We start from the raw sequence: 20,874 nt of genomic DNA on the forward strand, positions 1-20,874 counted from the left end.
TTATTTGTCTCCCCCATCGTCATAACGAATTAGCGCTCTGGTTACAAATGTCAGGATTAACGTTGCAAAAATAACCAAAAATCCGGAGGCTGTCGCAAGACCAACTTTGAATTCAAGAATCCCTTTCTGATACGTATACATCATGATTACATCCACTTTCTTGGCAATAGCCCCGTTTCTCATGACGAAAATCTGATCGAACATACGAAGGATGCTTAACACATTTAACATAATGACAACCTTCATGGTGGATACCAGAGAAGGAAGCGTCACAAAGCGCACCAGCTGCCAACGATTGGCACCATCTATTCTTGCAGCTTCATAAAGCGAAGGATTGACCGAAACGATTGCAGCCAAGTACAAAATACATGTAAAACCCATCTCTTTCCATACCGAGGTGAATACCATAATCCCTCGCGCATAGATGGTGCTGGACATAAAGCTGATCGGTTTGCCTGCCCCTAACGCCATTAACAGCTGATTCACAATCCCCGTATCAGGTGAGAGCATCATAATCCACATACCGCCCACGACGACCCATGAGAACAAATGAGGAAGGTATACGACCATTTGCGTCACTTTTTTAAACCAGGTAGAGAAAATTTCGCTTAATGACAGTGCCAATACGATTGGCATAATAAATCCAACAACTAGCGAGCTGCAGCCGATAATGAGCGTATTCTGCAGCGCATCCCAGAAAGAGCTGTCTTTAAGTACTTCCATGTAATTGTCGAAGCCAACGAATGGCCGATTTCCAATTAATCGAAAGTTTTGAAAGCTGATGATGAACCCTCTAACAAGCGGATAATAGGAAAAGAGCAAGAAATAACCGAGAATAGGCACCATCATTAAATACAAAGTTTTATATTTCCAGACGGCTTTCAAACGATAGCCACCACCTTATCCGATTCGAAGTTGATTGATGAGGGAGTATGCTAACCATACTCCCCCTCTTATGCTGATATAACAGCTTATCCGTTCGTCCATGCATTTAATGCTATTAATCGATAAGTTGCTTCGCTTTTAATTGCTCGCGCATTTTCTTAACTGCTTCAGCAGCAGGCATTTCTCCGAGAATTGCTTTAAAGGAAAATTCATTAATAATTTTTTCTGCGTCAGCCCATTTTGGCGGCGTCAATTCTAAAGTAGCATATTTGATAACAAGCTCCTGAGCTTCTTTAACTCCTGGCAGCAAGCCGAATGGCGGTTGAACCTTTTTGTTGTACCAGAACGGTACGCCATGATCCATTGCATGTTCCTTACCTGCTTTGGTCAGCTCATATTTGCCCCCAGCTTCTGTGTAGTCATTGTCTTTAATACCAAGGCTGCCCAGAATGATTCCATCTTTGGAATGCCACCATTCGATAAATTCAAACGCTGTTTTGGGATGCTCTGCATTGACAGGAATTACCCATACATCCGGATCTCCGCGACGCAGCATATATTTACCATCGGGGCCAGCAGCACCCGGTAGACCTTTTGCTTCAAATGTTGTTTTCGGGTCCTGCTCCAATCTCGTATTGTTCAGCATACCAACCCATGCATCCCAATAAGTAATCATGCCAACACGGTCCGTCAGGAACAGATTGCGCATTTTGCCGGTATCATTAGTTGCAAAGTTAGGATCAAGGATACCTTCCTTATACAGCTTGTTCAGCCACTCGTATACTGGAATAGCAGCATCTGTGGAATAAGGAACGTCCTTCTTGCCATCCTTCTCCACATATCGCTGTTTCAAGCCTGCTGCACTGAAAAATCCTTGCAGTTCATACATGCCCGCAGTTGATAAGCCATACGTGTCTTTCTTGCCATTACCGTCAGGATCCTGCTCTGTGAAAGCCTTGAGTACTTTATAGTAATCATCCAATGTTTTCGGTTCCGGCAAATTCAGCTTCTTCAACCAGTCATTCCGTACTGTGGGCATGGTGCCGCCTTGGAATTTAGTAAATACGCCGAATATTTTACCATCCTTCGTCTTTACCTGATCCCATTCCTGTGTCGGCAGTACATCCGGATCCTGCAATACTTTGGAAGCCTTAACTTGATCCGTCAGCGGAGTTAATACACCCTGATCGACCAGAAGGTTCATTCTTTCTTTACTTACTTGCAGCAGGTCGAACTTTTCACCGGATGAAATAGCGGCCATCAGCTTTTGATCGTAATCGGATGCAGGCTTATCAAGCTTGGCTTTAATGCCGGTTAACCGTTCGATTTCTTTCTCGAAAAGCGTATTCTCATCCGGATTTTTACCGCCGATTACGGATGACATCATACGCAGTGCTCTATCTTCTTTCTTGGCATCCGCCTTAGGCTGAGGGGTCGTGGTGTTGTTATTGCTGGTGCCTGAATTATTGGCTGCTGGTGAATCTCCACCGGAACAGCCTGCAAGTGCTCCACCAAGAAGCATGAATGCTACCATCGAACTAACCGCTTTAGTTTTCTTAATCATATTAACCTCCCAATATTAATTACTCTTGGACAGTTCTGTTTTATGGCTAATGATAAACTGATAACCCAATTCAATCTGAGGCATCACCGCCTTTACAATTCCTTAATAAAGCGCTTTCAAAAAGTGCCCACCCCAATATGAGGCTTTAGATCAGCTTGCGGCATGATTCACGGATCACCAGTCTGGCTTCAATGATCCTTTGCTCTACGACGCTGAGGTCATTCATTTTTTGTATAAGAATTTGCGCTGCTTCTGCACCAAGCCGTTCCGCCGATAGCTCGACAGAAGTCAATTTGGGTGTAATCTCCTGAGCCAACGTCGCATCATTACTTAATGCAATCACCGAGAGGTCTTCCGGAATATCGATACCCAACTCCCTCGCGGCTCTCAGTACCCCAAGTGCAACTCGGTCCGTGTCAGTGATTACGGCTGTAAACTCCTGTTTGCCGTATAGTGCTTTAAGAGCGCTATACCCGTAATCTGTTGCGTGGCTATGATGCTTTCTCGAATAATTCACCACATGTACGTTGCTAAGAGGCTTCCCATGCTGGGTAAAGGCCTGATACAATCCGTTCTGCCTGTCAGTTGACACCGTCATATCTGCTGCAGCATTGAGGAACAAAATCGAAGTATGGCCGTTCTGCAATAAATAGTTTCCAACCTGCAGGCTCACGTTGGTGTTGTCATTATCCACATAGCAGATGGATGCATCCTCGGGATCGGGTCTGCCGATCAGCACCAGTGGAATGTTCATTTGATTGTATCTAGAAATTCGGGGATCATGCTTCCTCGGATTCAGCATAATAACGCCATCAATGGGATCAATTGAGAATTGGGTCGGATCATCGTGCTCAGGCAACGAATCAAGCAATACTCGGTATCCCTGCTTCGAACATTCTCTAATCACACCATTTATCATTTGAATTTCGAAACCCGACATTGTGCTGTCTTTGGAAATAGGCATTTTCAATCCAACAATCATCGTTTTCTTGATGGCTAAGCTTCGTGCTACATGATTTGGAAAATACCCCATGTCTTTAGCTACCTCAAGCACTCTTTCCGTTACTTGCTTGCTGATTGGACGTTTCTTGCTGAATACACTGGAGACCGTTCCTTTAGAAACACCAGCTACTTTAGCTACATCATCAATTGTTGCCACACGATCCCCCACTTCAGTTATTTGTAAGAAAAGCTTTCATTCACCTGCTGAAACTTAAACTGCCTGATATTATTAAGAAATCATTAAACCGGTTTAATGATTTTCCCAATAAAAACCAGTTCCTACAACTGGTTTAATCCACCGATTTATCAAATCGTTAAACCGGTTTAACTGGTTCACATTTCCTATTATACATACGTATTATTATTCTTACAACCCATTTTTGTAAACTCTGCGTAAATTTTAGGTAAAGCGCTTAATCGGCTGTTATAGAAGCACTTACATCATCTTGTAAGCGCTGCATAAATTGCACTTTCCCTTTGATATTTAACTTTTTATGCACACTCCATCTTTGACGGAATAACCTCTATATAATTTATTTAACACGCTTAAATCCATACCTATCTATCAAAAATGAAATTAAAATGCCAATACTGTACCTTATTAAATCCTCTACCAAAAACCCTCTTCCCAAAATTAAAGAACCTATTAAACTGCTTCTAATCCCATTTATCCACTCGGCTTGATATAGCTGGCTAAATTCAATGGCGAAACAAAATAGGAAGCTGAGTATAAAAGCCAACGATAATTTCTTATTGACCGTCCATACACGAATGCCAAAATAGATCATACTTGCCCATAATCCGTCTCCAAAATTTCTTGAAACAAAAACAGGCAATAGATCCGAGTAAGCTCTTGAACCAAGGCCTAAAACTATCGTAGCGCAAACTGCAATTAGATATACAATCCTGTCTCTCAACAATATCATTCCTAACTTTTCTTAAATTAGCTCTACTATCACCTTAGCACGGCAGGCAAATGGAGTAAAATCATAAATTGTGAACATAAGAAACGTGAACCTTTTTCGAACAAACTCTTCTACCTGTATAGTAAATTGATTATTTCATATATACTGTATACGGATAGAGTCGATAATTTTAGAAGAGGTGTGAATGCTATGTTAAAAACTGCGCTAGGGCGCTTTCGTCTTATCGGTCTGTACGAAGGAATTTCGTTTATTCTTCTCCTTGGAATTGCCATGCCGCTAAAATATTACGCAGGTTTTCCGCAGCCGGTTAAAATTATCGGAATGCTCCATGGCTTGCTATTTGTTCTTTACATTCTCACCCTTGCTCATGTAACACTTACGAACCGCTGGTCCTTTCTTCGTGTGCTTGGTGCACTTATTGCTTCTCTTTTACCGTTCGGTACCTTTGTGCTCGATGCAAGATTGCGCCGTCAGCCTTAAAAGAAGGCCAGTCATTGAACCGCTACTAACAAGACAGTCCCAATATCTTAAATAAACAAGCCTCTATATCCACTGTGACAGTGGGAATAGAGGCTTGTTTGTTTGTTGATTCAAGGGGCTTTATTTCGTATCCTTCCAGGCAGAAGGATGTTCCTCGCTCACCAGCTCCAGGTTGGCCGCGCTTGCATTCGCTTCTACCTGCTCAGGGCTTTTGCAGCCCGGTATGACTGTGGCAACAGCAGAATGCTGCAAGCACCAAGCCAGAGCCCATTCAGCCATGTTAACGCCTTGCGGTAGCTCGTTCTGCTGGATCTCCTGTACTTTTTGCAGCTTCAAAGCCGTGACTTCCTTATCATGCCTGGAACGGACGTCATTATCGGCAAATTGAGCTCCAGGCTTATATTTGCCGCTTAAATAACCGCTAGCAAGTGGAACTCTGGCCAGCACGCCCAAGTCCTGACGTTCGCAGGAAGGAAACACGCGATTTTCAGGTGTTTGATCAAGCCGGTTATAAACCACTTGAATCGCTTTTGCGTCTACACTTGATGCTGCATCTGTCTGATGCAGATTATCGTTGCTGCCGATGGAAATGCCCAGATGCCTTATTTTGCCTGCCTGCACCTGCTTGTCCAGCATGGTCCACAGCTCATCATTGTCAAACTCTTCATTAGAACCGGAATGAAATTGATATAAGTCTACATAGTCCGTTTGCAATGCCGATAAAGAGGCTTCAAGCTGCTTAAGCACTTCTTGTGCCGACCAATCATTTCTTGTTGGATTATTCCGATCCGAGTGGTTATGTCCAAACTTCGTTGCAATAATCCACTCCGCCCTGCTTTTGCGACGAGCCACATATTCCCCAATAAAGCTTTCTGACAGATGATGACCATAGCATTCCGCTGTGTCAATCAGATTAATACCGACATCCGAAGCTTTATCAAGAATCGCATCCACTTCATCCTGAGTGAAATCCTTCCCCCAAGCTCCCCCGAACTGCCATGTTCCTACACCAACTACCGAAACCTTTAGCTCCGTTTTCCCCAGTCTGCGATATTTCATGAATCGTCAGCTCCTTAGCCCAGCATTTGGATTTTCCTCTTTCCTGATTCATTATAGAAGAGTTTCCAAAAGTCAACAAGAAATGAAAAAAAAGTACGCTAGTTAAGTAAGAGTAACTAACATAAGGCCAGGTAAGAGGTGAAGGCTGTTCTTCGTCGACTATTTTATAATACCAGACTTTATAAGTTTTCAGCGGAGCTGAGCAAGTCTGATATTGCAAGAAAAGCTACAACTTAGACACGAATGTATCTTCCTCGAAAGGGCTTCGAATAGAAGCTTTTCTTATAGACTGATCGTGACGTCGAGCGGCACAATATTTTGATTAAGTTTTTCTTTGCACCATTTCAATTGAACCTGCATTTTGCTTTCCGCTTCATCCCCTTTAGGGGTTTCAAAGTCTTCCTTATTGTAAATATAGGCCTCTTGTAAATCGTCAGTGTAAACGACCTTATATACATGCTTTACAACAAACTTGAAATCTTTTACATACTTGCCCGTATCAGTGTTCTTAAATGAAATTTTCATCCTTGTCTCACCTTCCTGATAAGTTTATGGTGCAAAAAAAGCCTGAATGCTCAGGCTTCCGCATGTTTCTTCTAATCGACCCCGATTGAAGTTTATTGTAGTTGATTGATGAACCTTTTTCTAAGATTTGTTTTCGAGCAGGTCGGACATAATGTCAATTGCTTCTTTCTCATCTCTGCCCTTCGTTTGAATAGTGATTTTGGTACCAGAACGCAATGGAATCATCATCATGCCCAGAATGCTTTTCACATCCAGTTGCAAGTTGTCATGATCAAACTTAATTTTGATATCCGAGCTGAACCTCGCTGCTTGATGAGCGACCTCCTGCAAGTATTGGGGCTGCAAGTCATTGCAAATTTGAATCTCATGTACTCTCATCTGTATGCCTCCGTTCGTAACTTCCTGTTGAATAACTAAACTATTCGCTAGCGCTTATCCACATGTTACAACAGATTTCGTCAGATGAGAAGTAGAAGAAACCGCTGCCATTTATTATTATTTTCTTTAAATGAAATTATCCGCTCCACCCCATTCCTCTGCTCATCGCTGTTTCTCCAGTTCAAGTCAACTCGATAATTCCGATAAGCTGCGTCATACGGCGCCAGTACTGCTCCACACGGAAGTGAAGGGCATTGCGGAAGTAATTGTTCCGTTATCACCTGAAAAGTCCAAAAATCTGAGTGAACTTTCTTGTATGTTAAAAAAAGATTCCCTGAGCCAACCGGCATCAGAGAATCTTCGGGGGTTATGCTATTCCTGCAGCTTGCTTTTTGCAGCCTCAACCAACAGCTCGTAAATTTCATCATTCTCTTCAAGAAGCTCTTCTACAGCTTCGATCTCTTCTTCCCCACCGGAGTCTTTCAGGAAATTCAAGCTGTAGCTCCACTCTTTACCTTTCTTTCTGTACAGGGTAATCTCATAAGGCTGTTTATGGTTATCTACGCGGAATTCTACTTTACCTACGTAGCCATCTTCCTTGCTGTGCGTCATGCTGGATTCCAAAATGGTAATCAACAAAATCATCCTTCTTTCATTTACTAATCATACAAAACATGCAACTTTTACAAATCATTTTACCTATTAGGCCAAAGAGTTCGCAATGCCTGTTAAGCGCTCAGCTAAACCTGTAACTTTACCTACTGAGGCTACCATTTTCTGAGTGGCGTCAGCCTGCTCGTTGCTTTTGCTCGCGCTGTCCTGTGAAGCCGCTGTAACCGCGTCCATCTTGATGCTAATCAGCTCCGTTAACTCAGCAATTTTCTCAGCATTTTGTTTAGACACCGCAGACAGCTTACGGATTTCTTCTGCGATGATTCCAAAGCCCCTGCCGTGTTCGCCGCTTCGTGCTGCTTCTATCGCTGCATTCAGGCCTAGAATATGGGTCTGACTCGCTACGTTGCGAATAAATTGTAACATTTCGCTGATGTTTTTGGAAATAGTCTGTACCTCTTGAATTTGTCCTGCCAAATGCTTCTCATTGGTATCAATTTCTTGAGCTGAAGCCGCAATATGGGTAATGCTTGCTGACAAACCTTGCGCATTCTCATGCAGCAGCTTCGAGACCTCCTGCAAATCATGTCCAATCCTTTGCGCCAGTTCTCTGTTTAACCCGCGGATTCGCGTCGAGAGCCCCTTCATCACCCGCCAGGCCAGCATGCTGTCCTCCTGCATCAGCTTGCGAAAAGAATCTTGTTGGAGCAACACAAGTGTACATGCACGGGAAGCTACAACCGTCCCGCTCCGGGGCATCTCTTCGAGCAGCGACATCTCGCCAAAGAAATCACCTTTACCCAGCTTCGCAACCGGAATCGTCCTTCCGTCCTGTTCCAAAAAAACATCGACTTCCCCGTTAAGTACAACATACATGTCCACACCTGGCTCACCCGAACGAAAAATAACTTCTCCAGGCTGCTTTGTTACTATTTGACCGGCCTCGCTCAGCAACTGCTCATTGATATCCATGTTTTATCCCTCTACGGTTTCATTAGTGTATTCTCTATCACCACTCTACTATAGAAAATTCTATTTATCCGCTCAAAATCCTTTAGTTAAAATATTAAACTATCAATAAGAAATTAATAAACGGTATGCCTATGAATGATCATAGGATACCGTTATCGTTTTTAAGCATCACTTCCGTGCTTCTTCTGTTTTATTGCTTCTTCTCAACTGATTTCTTCAAATCGTTAACTTCCCTATCTTCGGCAGCTTTCCCGCCATAGCGAACTTGTTCATACAATGAAATCAATGATTCGGGTGATTGCCCTTTTATAGGATCCCATTTCTGTATGTCCTTCGTATTCTCCAAAGGTGTTTGGTGACGCTTGAGTTGATAGCCTTCACCAACTGCTTTTAGTATCCAGGCCCGATATAAATACCGAACTTTCTCCTTGTTATCTTTTAATTCCTCCCATTTCTCAAGCGGCTCAGACTTATGCGGCAGCCAGCCCTTCAACCGAGCAGCCAATTGATCACGAAGCGACTTCCAATCCATTAAGCTTTCGACATCGTCCTCATAACCTCCAGCGCCTTTGTGAGTTTCCTTTCGCGCCAGTATGCCCATCAGCTTTAAGTACAAGGCTTTCAATAGCCCTGGAAGCTTTCTGACAATCAAATAAAGGATATACAGCAGCAGCAGAACTAATGCCGTTTCAATCAAAATCATGAATGCCTTCTCCAGCCATAATAGCCAAGGCGCAGCTTGACCACCTTCCCCTAGCCCGCTGAGATTCATTGGAGGTTGCTCGGCCTTATCGACAGGTGGCGGCTCCGGATTTCGGGCAAGCAGCTCCCGCAGCCATGCTAGCAATAGCTCCTTTAGCCATATAACCGCCTGCTGCAGCTTACGGAACATTACAACAATAAGAATCAAAGCCATTACGATAAAAATAAGGATACGGTTCTGCCAAACAACGGCAGTCGCAAGCACCGGCTCTTTATCCCCGGATAAAGTTTCCTGCTTCATATTCGACTGATTCGTCATAAGCAATGTAATTGCAAGCGATGCGAGCCCTCCCCATAACAACAAGTATGAATAGGGTTGAAGAATCGGGACATACGACCAAATCAAAGAACATAAAAAGTACACCACCAGAGCAATCCCATAAAAGGTTACTGGAAAAAGCACATACCAGGGTACTGTAACGAGCTTTACTCCACGTGCTGCGAGCCATGCAGCAATCGGCAGTCCCAAGTAAAATCCATAAGATGTATCAAAAACCACAAACGATGCCAAGGCGCCAATAATGCCAATGAATAAAAAGAGCTGGTATCTTTTCCGCAATGACAGCAAGCTTCCACCTGTGTAACCGGCCGCATAGCATAGCGGCAATAAAAGAAACCACAGCCACATACTGATACCACCTGGCACAATATAGACCGCCATCATAATGAGCAGCGGAAGCCCCATCAGCAGCTCCACGCCACCCTTTATGACACACGAGCCCATACCCTTCCAAAAGGATTGCTTCATGCTCCAGCACCTGCCTGTTCCACTGAGGCCGAATGATTCTCTTCCTTTTGAAGAAGCACCACTTGAATACCATTCCCATTGTACTCAAGCTGTTCAATTGCCGTTTGCATCTTCGCACTCACATAAGCAGAAATAATGACCAGATCCATTCGCGAGGCTCCACGATTATGTGCAGCAAATTGTTCCAGCAAATCATCAAAAGGAATGCTGCGGGCTACAACCAGCCTGGCCATAGTTTCCAGAATGAAGGTCATCTGCTCAGGGCCGCTTCTCGGTTCAATATGAACCGTTTGCTTAGGCATATCGATCAAATAGGCATTCGAACCAAAACCTGCTTCCATTCCTTGCCCAATGGCATATTGGGCGAATGCGGCAGCATAGGAAACACCTTGCTCGAATAATGCCTCATCGTTCACCTGATTCCACATCTTCTCATGATCTTCCACATTGAGAAGAATCATAAGGCGATGATCCGCCGTATAATCATGCTGGTGAACCTGCAGCCTGCCGCTTCGTGCCGTCGCCTTCCAGTTGATCCCGTTCAATGGATCACCATAACGGTACTCCCGGACTCCTGAAATCATGAAAGGATCTTCTACAATCCAACGGCGAACGGTCATATCCCCCTGCCAGCTGTGAGACGGAATCGATATCTGATTAAGCTCCGCTATCTTCGGATATACCAACAGCTCGACATCCAGCGTTAGCCGCAGCGTATTTCGATACAGCCCCAGCAAATCACCGAATGTTAAAGCTGCTGTATTTAGTCTATAACAGCCTCTTCTTGTACAAGCAATCCGGTGCTTTCTAGTAATTTGGGTAAATGGCATTAAGCTGAACAGGCTTTTATGGTTTTGAAACATCGCTCCATCATTGATATCGAGGCCTGTTTGGCTTTGAAACTTAAGGCTTGCATGTATTAAAGATTCAAGTCTAAGCCACGGCACCGGAATGAAGTTGCGATTCGCAATCCGTTCCACCAGCTCCACTTCCTCGCCTTGATAACATGCCGTTTTGCTAAAATAACGCTTGTAGCTAAGTCCACGCTGGCCAAAATAACGAAACAGCGCTGCTTGTATGACAATAATGATGAATGCAACAATAAGAAACCAATGGATCGCCATACGTCACATCCTATCTGTAAAGCAGGTTGTCTTCAGCGGGTACGGCAACCTCCCGCAGTACCGCGGCAACTACAGCTTCCGCCGCCTCATTGCGGGAACGGTAGGAGCCCTTAACGATAATACGATGGGCCAGCACGGAAGGAGCCATTGCTTTTACGTCATCAGGAGTTACAAAGTCTCTTCCACGCAGTACAGCGTGCACTTGAGCCGCCTTCAGCAAGGCTTGGCTGCCACGGGGACTGACCCCTGTCGCTACATCCGCGTGTGTTCGTGTCTTCTCAACAATAGCGAGCAAATAAGAAAGCAAGTCGTCGCTGACAGCGACCTTAGCATAATGCTGCTGAGCCGCAGCCACCTCCTCTGCTTCAGCTACACTGGTAATCACATCCAGAGGGTTGTGTTCCTTAAACCTTTTCAAGATATTGATACCTTCTTCGGTGCTGGGATACCCCATATTCACTTTAAATAAAAACCGATCCAGTTGGGCTTCAGGTAATGGAAATGTGCCTTGATTCTCCACCGGATTCTGCGTTGCAATCACTATGAACGGACGATTCAACAGCCGCGTTTCTCCATCAATGCTGACCTGCCTCTCTTCCATACATTCCAGCAGGCTGGACTGCGTCCGCGGAGTTGCCCTGTTGATTTCATCGGCAAGCAGAAAATTCGTGAACAGCGGCCCCGGCCGGAATTCGAATTCGGACAGCTTCTGATTATAAAAATTAATTCCGCTTAAATCGGATGGGAGTAAATCCGGTGTAAACTGTATCCGCTTGAAGCTCCCATTGATTGACTTCGCCATAGCCTTGGCCAGCAAAGTCTTCCCAGTACCTGGTACATCCTCCAGTAATACGTGTCCGGAAGCAATAATTGCAATTAGCAGCTTATCGATCACATCATCTTTTCCTACTACTACCTGATTGACATTGCTTTTAATCTTCATTGCCAGTTCTTTAATTTGCAAGAGCTCCATCATGGTCCCTCTTTCTACCCGATTTACGTGAATGATTGATTATTTAATAAGAACTCATTACCATTTTCATACAGTTTTGAAATTTGATCAAATCATTTTTATTGCAATCGTTTTCATTTCACTTTACCACAGCACAAGGTCAAAAAGCTACGCGTACCGCCAACGTTCTCTTTCCATAAGCGAACATCTGTACTATACTTGAATTTACAATGCTTGCGTCAACCAAATTTATCTTGAGGTGCATACCCATGAATATAATAAAAGTGAAAGACCGGCAGGAGCTTGATAAGAAAATCCCGTCTATGCCCTGGTATGTGGAAAAATTTATTAATTTCAAGCTGCCGGATCTCTCTCCTTCTTCATTATTGGAATATGTACGCGATTACGAAATCTTTTTCTCCTGGATGCTTGCCGAAGGCTTGGCAGAAGCGGATTCGATAAGACAAATCCCAATTGAAGCATTAGAGAAGCTGCACATGGAAAGCGTGGATAATTTCCGGATGTTTCTGATGACGCGGACCGAAAATACAAACAGCCGAACGACGATTTCCCGTAAGCTGTCCTCTCTTCGCTCCTTGTTTCATTACTTGAGTCAAATAGCGGAGGATGAGCAATTCTACCCCTTATTGAAGAGAAACGTAATGGCTAAGGTACAGATTAAGCGCATGCACAAGCCAAAGGATACGGCCGCCAAGCTGGAGGGAAAACTGCTGCAGGAGGAAGAAATTCTCGAATTTCTCGAATATATTCAAACCGGTTACGGACAAGAGGTTGTCAACAACAAGCAGGCTTTATTTTCCTTTGAAAGAAATAAGGTCAGAGACTGCTGTATCGTAAGTCTTATTCTCAACTCCGGGTTACGCGTGTCGGAGGTTTTCAATTTGAATGTCGATGACATCGATATGAAAAAGCGGCTGACACATGTGTATCGAAAAGGTAAAAATGACGATTCTTTCAAAACGCCGGTTTATTTCCGCCAGGAAGCCATTGAAGCTTTGAAAAAATATATGGAGCTGCGGCAGTCCCAGTATAAAGCTCCTCGTAAGGAAAAAGCCCTCTTCCTCGCCATTGCAAACGGCAAAAAAGAGGGAGAACGTATGACCAAGCGAGCCATTCAGGAAATGGTCATCAAGTATGCCAAACGGTTCGGCAAGCCTTACCTTTCCGTTCACAAGCTGCGCCATTCGTTCGCCACTGACTATTATATGCGTAACGATCTATACAAAACCCAGGAGCAGCTGGGCCATGCTTCACCGGAAACTACACAAATCTATGCTCATTTGACAGACAAGACGATGGCAGAAGCTATCGACAACCCTAAGGAATAAGTTAACCAACATTTCGGCTTATGCGGCTGGAATGTTTTTTGGCGTGGGCTTGGCTCTTGAGAAACGGCTGTTCGTACCGGCCACTCCAGCAATGATCATTATGGCTCCAATTAGATGATAATATTCCAGACTCTCTTGCAAAAACAAATACCCGCCTGCAATCGTGATTAATGTCGCGATATGGTTGAACACACTTATTTTGGTAGCTTCAATCTGCAATAAAGCATAATTCGACAGCAAGGATGAAGCGAGTGATGAGCATATACCCAAGTACAGGATGGATACAACAAATGAAGGGCTTGTAAAAGGCTCAAAGTACAGGTTCAAGGTGCCTGCCGATAGATGCCGGATAACAGATAAGCTATTAAAGATTACGAAGCCGAAGGCTGTCATCAGATAAGTGATTTCCAGTACATTTCCGAGCTTTGCTTTTTTTCTGGTCAGCACTGTATATCCGGCTAACGATAGTGATGTTAAAAGCATAAGTATCGTTCCCGGCATATTGGCAGATTCAAACCGGACTCCTTTCATAAGCACCATATAAATAACTCCTGCAACGGCGAGCAGAACAAACAGCTTTTGACTGCGGCTCGAGTGCTCCTTAAGAAAGTAAGCGGCTGCTATCATCGTAAAGATGGGTACAGTAGCTTGTATGATCCCTGCTTCTGAAGATGAAATATAGAATAAGCCGAACGTTTGAAATGTGAAAAACAACACCGGATATAATAAAGCCAACGGAAGAATAGGCAATATGGCCTTAGGCTTTATATTTATCCGTACCCACCCCATTAATACCGGAATCGAAGCAGCCGCGAATGAAACAGTGAAACGATGCGCCAGAATGTCGATAGGATGAGCAGTAAGCAACGCTAATTTAACAAAAATAAATGAAAAGCCAATGCACAGAGAATATAAACCAGCAGCAAGATACGCGTACTGAGTTTGCTTATTGTTTTTGAGCTCCATCTGTATTCCCCCCCAAACTTTATGCATGCATGCAAAGTTAATAACTAACCGGAAGTTGTATCCTCATAGTAACCCCCACATCCGTATGATACAATGTTAAAAAAGATGATCTGTACCGGTACAAATAAATGATTGAGGTGAATTCGTGCATAAGTATTTGCAAATATTAAACGGCCTTGAGAGCTTGATCCATAGCCGCCCTTACAAAGAGGGAGAGCGGCTTCCTTCCATACGAGCGTTGGCTGAACAATATAGCTGCAATAAAAGCACTATAATCCGTGCTTTAAGTGAGTTGGAAAAACAGCATCTGATTTATTCGGTTCCCAAAAGTGGATATTACGTGGTCAAAAGAACAAATCTTCAGGAAGATAATGAAACTGGTATCATCGATTTTGCCACTTACGCTCCTGACCCCGACGTGTTCCCTTATTTGGATTTCCAGCACTGCATTAACAAGGCGATAGATACGTACAAAAACGATCTGTTCGTCTACGGGACACCCAAAGGGCTTCCCTCTCTCATCCAGACGGTAAAAGGACAATTGGCCAATCATCAAGTTTTTGCAGATCAACGCAATATTATCGTCACTTCCGGCATTCAACAGGCGCTGTCTCTGCTGACGGCCATTCCTTTTCCAAATGGAAAATCAAAGATTTTGATTGAACAGCCCGGCTATCACTTGTTCATCGAGCATCTGGAAACGCGGCAGCTTCCTGTCTTAGGAATCCAACGAACGGCTGCAGGAATTGATTTAGACGAGCTGGAGCATCTATTTCGTACGGAATCTATTAAATTCTTTTACACGATGCCACGGTTCCATAACCCGTTAGGCAGTTCGCTCACTCAGCAGGAAAAAAAGAAAATTGTGGAGCTGGCTCAAGCTTATGATGTGTATATTGTCGAGGATGACTATTTGGCTGATTTCGAGCAAGATAGTAAAGCTGATCCTCTATATGCCTACGATAATTCGTCACATGTTATTTATCTCAAAAGCTATTCCAAAATCATCTTCCCTGGGCTGCGGATAGGAATAGCGGTGATCCCTGATGCTCTGATGGAATTGTTCAACCGCTACAAGCGTCTTCTCGATATCGACAGCTCTATGCTTTCGCAAGCAGCTTTAGACATTTATTTAAAAAGCGGCATGTTTGAGCGCCACAAACTTAAGATCCGCTCTTCTTATTCCCGTAGATCTCGATTATTGAATGATGCTTTGCAGCAGCAATCCGAGCTTAATGGGGAATTATTAACTTACCCTTCACCTAAACAACCGTGTATTCATGCTCATATCTTACTAGACAGCAGAGTTTCGATTCCTCAGCTCATTAACCGGCTTCATAAGAAGTCAATTCTGCTTGAATCCGTCCATAAAAATTATTTAACCTCATTTACTAAGTTACCTATTCTGAAGATCACGGCTTCTAACGCAAAGGAAAACGATATTAAGCCAGGCATTCTACAGATGGTAGAAGAAATGAAGCAGGCTTATTTGAAAAAGCGACCACAATGAAAGGGAGGACGGTAACCGCCCTCCCTTGCCTATATTTCCAGCTATCCCCTCAAAATTGTCGTTTCGACTCGAAATATGTAGGATGTCCTGCTATTCCGACTCAATAAATGATTATTAGCGACGGAGGTGCAATAAAGTTTGAGTACTACGAAACGAGTTTGGCAAAAACAGCTGGAGCATTGGAAGCACAAAGCAAATCATCTGATCTCCGGCACTGAGGAAATCGATGAACGTATTGAACTTAGTCCGGTGATGCTGGAGAAATGCAAAGTACTCGCCGAGGATAAACAAACTACCGTGGATGATGTGGTTCAACAAATACTGGAACAATATTGGCTTCAGCGCACTAACGAGCTTTCCACTCCTATTTCGAGGGAACATATAGATCGAAACCCAATATTCCTGTTGGATGCGCTAGCCCACCGAAATTTTAAACCATTCGGAGTCGGGGAGAATAATTATGAATAATCATGAACAAATTAATTTGGAGCAAGCTGTGTTCGTAGATCAATCAGCCCTTACTTCCTTTATGGATCCGCAGGCTTCCTACTATTCCAAAGCCAGGTCCATATTTATAGATCTGGATGATCTGGACCGTAACTTGGTTACAACGAATTATGTAATGTTTGATACCCATCAGTGGCTTAGAAACAGCTATGGATTTGAACATGCGCAATTTTTTCTTGATACCATGGAGACAGCCGCCGCTCAATCAAAGCTGACTGTTATTTCTGGTAGACCCGAGTTCGAGAATGAATCCAAACGTCTTATTATGGATTGTCCGGATTTACAGCTATCGCTGAGCGAAGCTGTTACGGCTGTAGTGATGATCACCTATCAGATCAAACGTATATTTACATTTAATCCAAGCTATGCCTTCCTGCCTAAGCTGGATTCACGAATCAAGGTACTTCCGAGTCTGTGGTAGCAAGTGACTTTCCAGCGTAAGAAAAGCTTCTGATCGAAGCCCTTTCGAGGAAGATACATTCGTGTATTAGTTGTAGCTTTTCTTGCAATATCAGGCTTCTTCAGCGGAGCTGAAGAAGCCTGATATTATAAAAAATGAGGATGTCTCAAAGATCGTTTTAAACTGATCTTTTGAGACACCCTCTTTTTTTTGAATGGATCAACCCTACTAGATCACAGCGGAAGCTGTTGACCCTTTTATATACTATCAACTGTTGAATTATTATTGCTTCATCATATCGTGATCAACATAACGTTCGCCGTTCAGCTCACTGATGATATTTATCGCAACTTTCGCTCCATCGCCTGATGTAATAATCGTATGCACGCTTACCCCAGCTGCCGTTCCAGCAGCCCATATGCCTTCTACCGACGTCTTGCCATCAGCCGTTACATCGAATACAGTTTTAATCCGTGGCTCAGTTGCGGGCTTCGTCTTAATTCCAAGCTGTTCAGCAAGATCCGTCATTACACCTGTAGCGAGAATCACATGCGTTCCCTCATAGCTGCCTGCATCTGTTGAAACGGTGAAACCCTCGGAGCCTTTAGTAATTTGCACAGCCTTACCCTGAACCAGCTCTGCCCCAAACTTGACAGCCTGCTTCTTGCCAATCTCTACGAGATCAGGACCGCTAATTTCCAATACTCCATAATGATTCTCTACCCACGCCCGTTTCGTAATGCTTTGATCGCTGTCTATAACTAATGTTTTCTTTCCAGCTTTGGCCGCAAACAATGCAGCGCTTGCTCCTGCCGGACCTGCTCCAATCACAACAATATCGTACATTTGGGATATCTCCTCTCAGTATTGGAATCATGATGTCTATAAGCTTGTCTGCACTACTAATGCTACACAAAATGGTTAAAGATGTCAAAACAGATGACGTTCTATATCAAACTGGATTTGCTTCATTTGCAGCTGAATTTAGTTAATCGTATTAATACTTAATCAATTTAATTCATTATGGCCTTGTAACCTATACGCATCCCATGTAAACTGATGTCACTTGACTTTAAATACAAAGGAGCACGATGTTGTATGCTTTGGCGTTCCCCCTACATTCTTTTAGTGCTGGCCACCTGCCTCTGGGGAGGAAACTTTGTTGTAGGCAAAGTACTGGTTACAGAAATCCCTCCTATTTTACTGGCTACCATTCGATGGTGTATTGCACTTCTGGCTATGCTGCCGTTTATCGGACGTGACATGTGGAAGCAGCGCTCGCTTATGTTTGCCAAGTGGAAGCCACTCTTATTCCTTTCACTGACTGGCGTTGCCGGCTTCAATACATTAACCTACATAGCGATTCAATATACGGGATCCATTAATGCAGCTCTAATGAATTCTGCTACACCAGTTCTTATCGTTTTAATTTCAGCCATTGTGCTGCGTGAGCCTTTTACAGCTGCAGTGCTGCCTGCAATTGCTCTGTCGCTGGTTGGTGTTCTATGGATTATTAGCCGCGGCAGCTGGGATGCAATTGTTCATTTATCATTCAATAAAGGCGATATGTGGATGATAGCTGCGATCATCTGCTGGGCTTTGTATTCGGTCTGGATGAAAAAAGCAGCTGGACAATTTCCTGCACAAGCGTTATTTTTTTGGCAAATAGTCGTTACAATAATCGTTTTGATTCCGTCATCTATTATCGAGTATGCGGTACGTCAGCCTGTCATTCACGGTTCAGCCAATCTCATATTGGGCCTGCTGTATATAGGGATATTTGCATCTCTCGTAGCTTTTACAGCCTGGAATAAGGCAATAGCATTGATCGGACCCTCCCGATGTGCAGGATTTCTGAATTTAATTGTAGTTTTCAGTGCTCTTTTTGCTACCGTTTTTACAGGGGAACGTTTACACCTATACCATTGGGTCGGCGCTGTGCTTGTGTTAGCTGGAGTATACTTAACCAATCGGATACAGAAAACGGCTCAGAGGAATAATACGGTTGATCAAAAACAATAACATATTGGCTTTTTTAAATTCAACATTTATGCTAAATTAAAGAAAATCTAATCATTTTCATTTTTTTCAGGAGGATGAATGCTAACAATGAATGAACATGCACTGGAGCGGTTAGTTCAAGCCAAATCCGAACAGGAGCTTGCTGAGCTTCAAGTCTCTATTCAAAATGGAGGTTACTCTGCATTTCATCAGCTTCTGGAGGGCTTTAAGCTGCAGATAAAGGAAATGAACGAAACACAGGTTCAGAATGTATTGGAATGGCTTCAAACCGCTGAGCGGCTATTTCCTGATCCTGGTCTGTTTAGCCCTTCATGGCTGCATATTTGGAAAGAGCTGTCCGAGATGGTTTCGATAAAGACTCAATTAATGGAAGCAGTTCCAGTCGAAGAGAGAAACGGGGAATGGCAGGTCATTCTGGACAATCCGCATACGATACAAGAGGTTGTATGCCATCCGAGCTTGACCTTTGACCATGCCGCTTATTTGTTCAGCTACTTCCGTCCTGGACTTGAGAAAAACGAGTATATTCGACTGCAAAAAATCCAAAACATGTTCATAGAGGTTGGATCATAGCCATCTATGTGTCCTTGGTACTATTAACGGACGCACAGTTCGACTTCCTCGACACAATAAGATTTACAACTGTCAAGCATCCTCACATATATGTCGAAGGAATTCTGATTTTAGCGAGTTATGCGCTTGCCCGGGAAATGATTATATATTTCCTGCATAGTTTAAATGATTTCCATCCAAATAAAGAGCCCTGCTATTGATATAGCTGGGCTCTTTATTTGGATGGCTCACATAAACTTCTACAGACTCATCTCTAGAATTTGGCGAACATCACTTTCGTTAAGTGGCTTGAAAGAGCCTACAGGTCCGAATCTGACTGTTTCCTTCGCCATCCGGTCCAGCTCCTTGCCATCAATGTTCAAATCACCTAAACGACTCGGTGCTCCAATTCTAGTAAAGTAATCACGAGTTGCTTGAATACCAGCTAATGCTATTTCATTGTCCGTCTTACCATTAGGATCTATCTGCCACACCCGTACGGCATACTGTACGAAACGGTCGATTCGTTCTTGATACACATATTTCATCCAATTCGGGAATAGGACCGACAACCCCTCAGCGTGTGCGATGTCATAAATAGCGCTGACCTCATGCTCAATCATATGGGTCGCCCAATCATTTTGCATACCAATACTGATCATGCCGCCGTTCAATGCATAGGTACCACAGAGCATAATATTTGCACGCGAAGCATAGTCGTTCGGATTTTGTAAGGCTAGCTCGCCATTTTCAATGACGGTTTGAAGAATAGATTCGCACAATCTCTCCTGCAAAGGAGTATCTGTAGTCGGACTAAAATATTGTTCGAATACGTGCGACATCATGTCAACGATACCATTGACTGTCTGGTTTGCAGGTACTGAATACGTTAATGTAGGATCAAGAATGCTGAATTTCGGATACGCGTGAATGCTTCCGAACGATTTCTTCAGGTTCTCTTCCCAATTCGTTATTACCGAGTTACCATTCATTTCAGAGCCTGTAGCCGATAACGTCAAAACCGTACCAAGCGGCAAAGCAGTTTGAATCTGTGCTTTTCTTATGCAGAAGTCCCACACATCTCCGTCATAAGGTACTCCAGCCGCTACTGCTTTGGCAGCATCAAGCACGCTTCCTCCACCGACTGCCAATATAAATTCGACGCCATGCTGACGGCATAGATCAATCCCTTTCTTTACCGTCGTAAGACGCGGGTTAGGTTCAACGCCTGCGAGCTCATGCACCTCTGCTTGAATTTCCTGCAGCTGCTGCAAGATGCGGTCATATAGACCTGTTGATTTAATACTTCCTCCGCCATAGACCAATAGAACCTTTTTGCCGTAAGCAGAAATTTCTTGTCCCAATTGGTTCAGCTTATCAGGGCCAAACAATAATTTAGTCGGATTTTGAAATTGAAACGAATTCATAATAAGGTGGTCCTCCATCCATTCATTAAGTTCTGCACTCAATTAAGCTGTGCTATATAGATACTACATATACAGATTCATTATAGCTTTCAACCCTCTAATAGAAAATGACTGAAAAAACATTCACAAACTTACCTTGACGTTACTTGCTT

22 protein-coding genes are annotated in these 20,874 nt (G+C 43.5%); 7 read left to right on the forward strand and 15 right to left on the reverse strand.

Features of this window, described 5'->3' with window-relative positions:
* The 4 genes from NV381_RS10855 to NV381_RS10870 form a co-directional block, all read right to left on the reverse strand.
* Window positions 1–885 (reverse strand): ABC transporter permease subunit, encoded by an 885-nt coding sequence (locus NV381_RS10855; protein WP_258213305.1) that lies wholly within the window; start codon window positions 883–885, stop codon window positions 1–3.
* A gap of 115 nt (window positions 886–1,000) precedes the next feature.
* A complete protein-coding gene (locus tag NV381_RS10860; RefSeq protein WP_258213306.1) occupies window positions 1,001–2,449 on the reverse strand; it encodes an extracellular solute-binding protein in 1,449 nt (482 codons plus the stop codon).
* A gap of 145 nt (window positions 2,450–2,594) precedes the next feature.
* A complete protein-coding gene (locus NV381_RS10865) occupies window positions 2,595–3,608 on the reverse strand; it encodes a LacI family DNA-binding transcriptional regulator (protein ID WP_258213307.1) in 1,014 nt (337 codons plus the stop codon).
* Window positions 3,609–3,984: 376 nt separating this feature from the next.
* The gene (locus NV381_RS10870; RefSeq protein ID WP_258213308.1) at window positions 3,985–4,377 is read right to left on the reverse strand and encodes a DUF2809 domain-containing protein; all 393 of its coding nucleotides are present in this window, start codon (window positions 4,375–4,377) and stop codon (window positions 3,985–3,987) included.
* A 189-nt stretch (window positions 4,378–4,566) separates the two neighbouring features.
* On the opposite strand from NV381_RS10870, the gene NV381_RS10875 reads away from it, so the two are divergent.
* Window positions 4,567–4,857, forward strand: coding sequence for a DUF3817 domain-containing protein (locus tag NV381_RS10875; RefSeq protein WP_258213309.1), 291 nt, complete (start codon window positions 4,567–4,569; stop codon window positions 4,855–4,857).
* 120 nt (window positions 4,858–4,977) lie between these two features.
* Here the strand turns inward: NV381_RS10875 and NV381_RS10880 are convergent, their stop codons facing one another.
* The 8 genes from NV381_RS10880 to NV381_RS10915 form a co-directional block, all read right to left on the reverse strand.
* Window positions 4,978–5,916, reverse strand: coding sequence for an aldo/keto reductase (locus NV381_RS10880; RefSeq protein ID WP_258213310.1), 939 nt, complete (start codon window positions 5,914–5,916; stop codon window positions 4,978–4,980).
* 282 nt (window positions 5,917–6,198) lie between these two features.
* Window positions 6,199–6,441: a hypothetical protein gene (locus NV381_RS10885; RefSeq protein WP_258213311.1), complete on the reverse strand. Its 243-nt coding sequence runs from the start codon at window positions 6,439–6,441 to the stop codon at window positions 6,199–6,201.
* A gap of 120 nt (window positions 6,442–6,561) precedes the next feature.
* Entirely contained in the window at window positions 6,562–6,819 is a 258-nt protein-coding gene (locus NV381_RS10890) for an HPr family phosphocarrier protein (protein WP_258213312.1), read from the reverse strand.
* Between the two features lie 372 nt (window positions 6,820–7,191).
* Window positions 7,192–7,455, reverse strand: coding sequence for a hypothetical protein (locus tag NV381_RS10895; protein ID WP_419182259.1), 264 nt, complete (start codon window positions 7,453–7,455; stop codon window positions 7,192–7,194).
* Between the two features lie 66 nt (window positions 7,456–7,521).
* Window positions 7,522–8,403 (reverse strand): methyl-accepting chemotaxis protein, encoded by an 882-nt coding sequence (locus NV381_RS10900; RefSeq protein ID WP_258213314.1) that lies wholly within the window; start codon window positions 8,401–8,403, stop codon window positions 7,522–7,524.
* Between the two features lie 190 nt (window positions 8,404–8,593).
* Window positions 8,594–9,913: a hypothetical protein gene (locus tag NV381_RS10905; RefSeq protein ID WP_258213315.1), complete on the reverse strand. Its 1,320-nt coding sequence runs from the start codon at window positions 9,911–9,913 to the stop codon at window positions 8,594–8,596.
* Window positions 9,910–11,037 carry a DUF58 domain-containing protein gene (locus NV381_RS10910; protein ID WP_258213316.1) on the reverse strand — a complete coding sequence of 376 codons (1,128 nt, stop codon included), beginning with the start codon at window positions 11,035–11,037 and terminating at the stop codon, window positions 9,910–9,912. The genes NV381_RS10905 and NV381_RS10910 overlap by 4 nt, the downstream gene beginning before the upstream one ends.
* A 10-nt stretch (window positions 11,038–11,047) precedes the next feature.
* Window positions 11,048–12,013: an AAA family ATPase gene (locus NV381_RS10915; protein WP_258213317.1), complete on the reverse strand. Its 966-nt coding sequence runs from the start codon at window positions 12,011–12,013 to the stop codon at window positions 11,048–11,050.
* Window positions 12,014–12,258: 245 nt separating this feature from the next.
* Here NV381_RS10915 and xerS point away from each other — a divergent pair, with 245 nt between their 5' ends.
* Complete coding sequence (xerS, locus tag NV381_RS10920; RefSeq protein WP_258213318.1) at window positions 12,259–13,338, forward strand: tyrosine recombinase XerS; 1,080 nt, start codon at window positions 12,259–12,261, stop codon at window positions 13,336–13,338.
* Window positions 13,339–13,356: 18 nt separating this feature from the next.
* On the opposite strand, the gene NV381_RS10925 is transcribed toward xerS, so the two are convergent.
* A complete protein-coding gene (locus NV381_RS10925; protein WP_258213319.1) occupies window positions 13,357–14,304 on the reverse strand; it encodes a DMT family transporter in 948 nt (315 codons plus the stop codon).
* 145 nt (window positions 14,305–14,449) lie between these two features.
* Here NV381_RS10925 and NV381_RS10930 point away from each other — a divergent pair, with 145 nt between their 5' ends.
* From NV381_RS10930 to NV381_RS10940, 3 genes are all read left to right on the forward strand, one after another.
* A complete protein-coding gene (locus NV381_RS10930; protein ID WP_258213320.1) occupies window positions 14,450–15,814 on the forward strand; it encodes a PLP-dependent aminotransferase family protein in 1,365 nt (454 codons plus the stop codon).
* Between the two features lie 138 nt (window positions 15,815–15,952).
* Window positions 15,953–16,282, forward strand: a complete 330-nt coding sequence (locus NV381_RS10935; RefSeq protein WP_258213321.1) for a hypothetical protein — start codon at window positions 15,953–15,955, stop codon at window positions 16,280–16,282.
* Window positions 16,275–16,742, forward strand: a complete 468-nt coding sequence (locus NV381_RS10940; protein WP_258213322.1) for a type II toxin-antitoxin system VapC family toxin — start codon at window positions 16,275–16,277, stop codon at window positions 16,740–16,742. The genes NV381_RS10935 and NV381_RS10940 overlap by 8 nt, the downstream gene beginning before the upstream one ends.
* Window positions 16,743–17,003: 261 nt before the next feature.
* Here NV381_RS10940 and NV381_RS10945 read toward each other — a convergent pair whose 3' ends face one another.
* Window positions 17,004–17,567 (reverse strand): FAD-dependent oxidoreductase, encoded by a 564-nt coding sequence (locus NV381_RS10945; protein WP_258213323.1) that lies wholly within the window; start codon window positions 17,565–17,567, stop codon window positions 17,004–17,006.
* A gap of 252 nt (window positions 17,568–17,819) precedes the next feature.
* Here NV381_RS10945 and NV381_RS10950 point away from each other — a divergent pair, with 252 nt between their 5' ends.
* The gene (locus NV381_RS10950) at window positions 17,820–18,743 is read left to right on the forward strand and encodes a DMT family transporter (protein ID WP_258213324.1); all 924 of its coding nucleotides are present in this window, start codon (window positions 17,820–17,822) and stop codon (window positions 18,741–18,743) included.
* Window positions 18,744–18,830: 87 nt separating this feature from the next.
* A complete protein-coding gene (locus NV381_RS10955) occupies window positions 18,831–19,316 on the forward strand; it encodes a hypothetical protein (protein ID WP_258213325.1) in 486 nt (161 codons plus the stop codon).
* A 239-nt stretch (window positions 19,317–19,555) separates the two neighbouring features.
* On the opposite strand, the gene NV381_RS10960 is transcribed toward NV381_RS10955, so the two are convergent.
* Window positions 19,556–20,722, reverse strand: a complete 1,167-nt coding sequence (locus NV381_RS10960; RefSeq protein WP_258213326.1) for an iron-containing alcohol dehydrogenase — start codon at window positions 20,720–20,722, stop codon at window positions 19,556–19,558.
* Between the last annotated feature and the right edge of the window lie 152 nt (window positions 20,723–20,874).

This window comes from Paenibacillus radicis (ex Xue et al. 2023) (genome assembly GCF_024722015.1).
Classification (GTDB): Bacteria; Bacillota; Bacilli; order Paenibacillales; family NBRC-103111; genus Paenibacillus_S.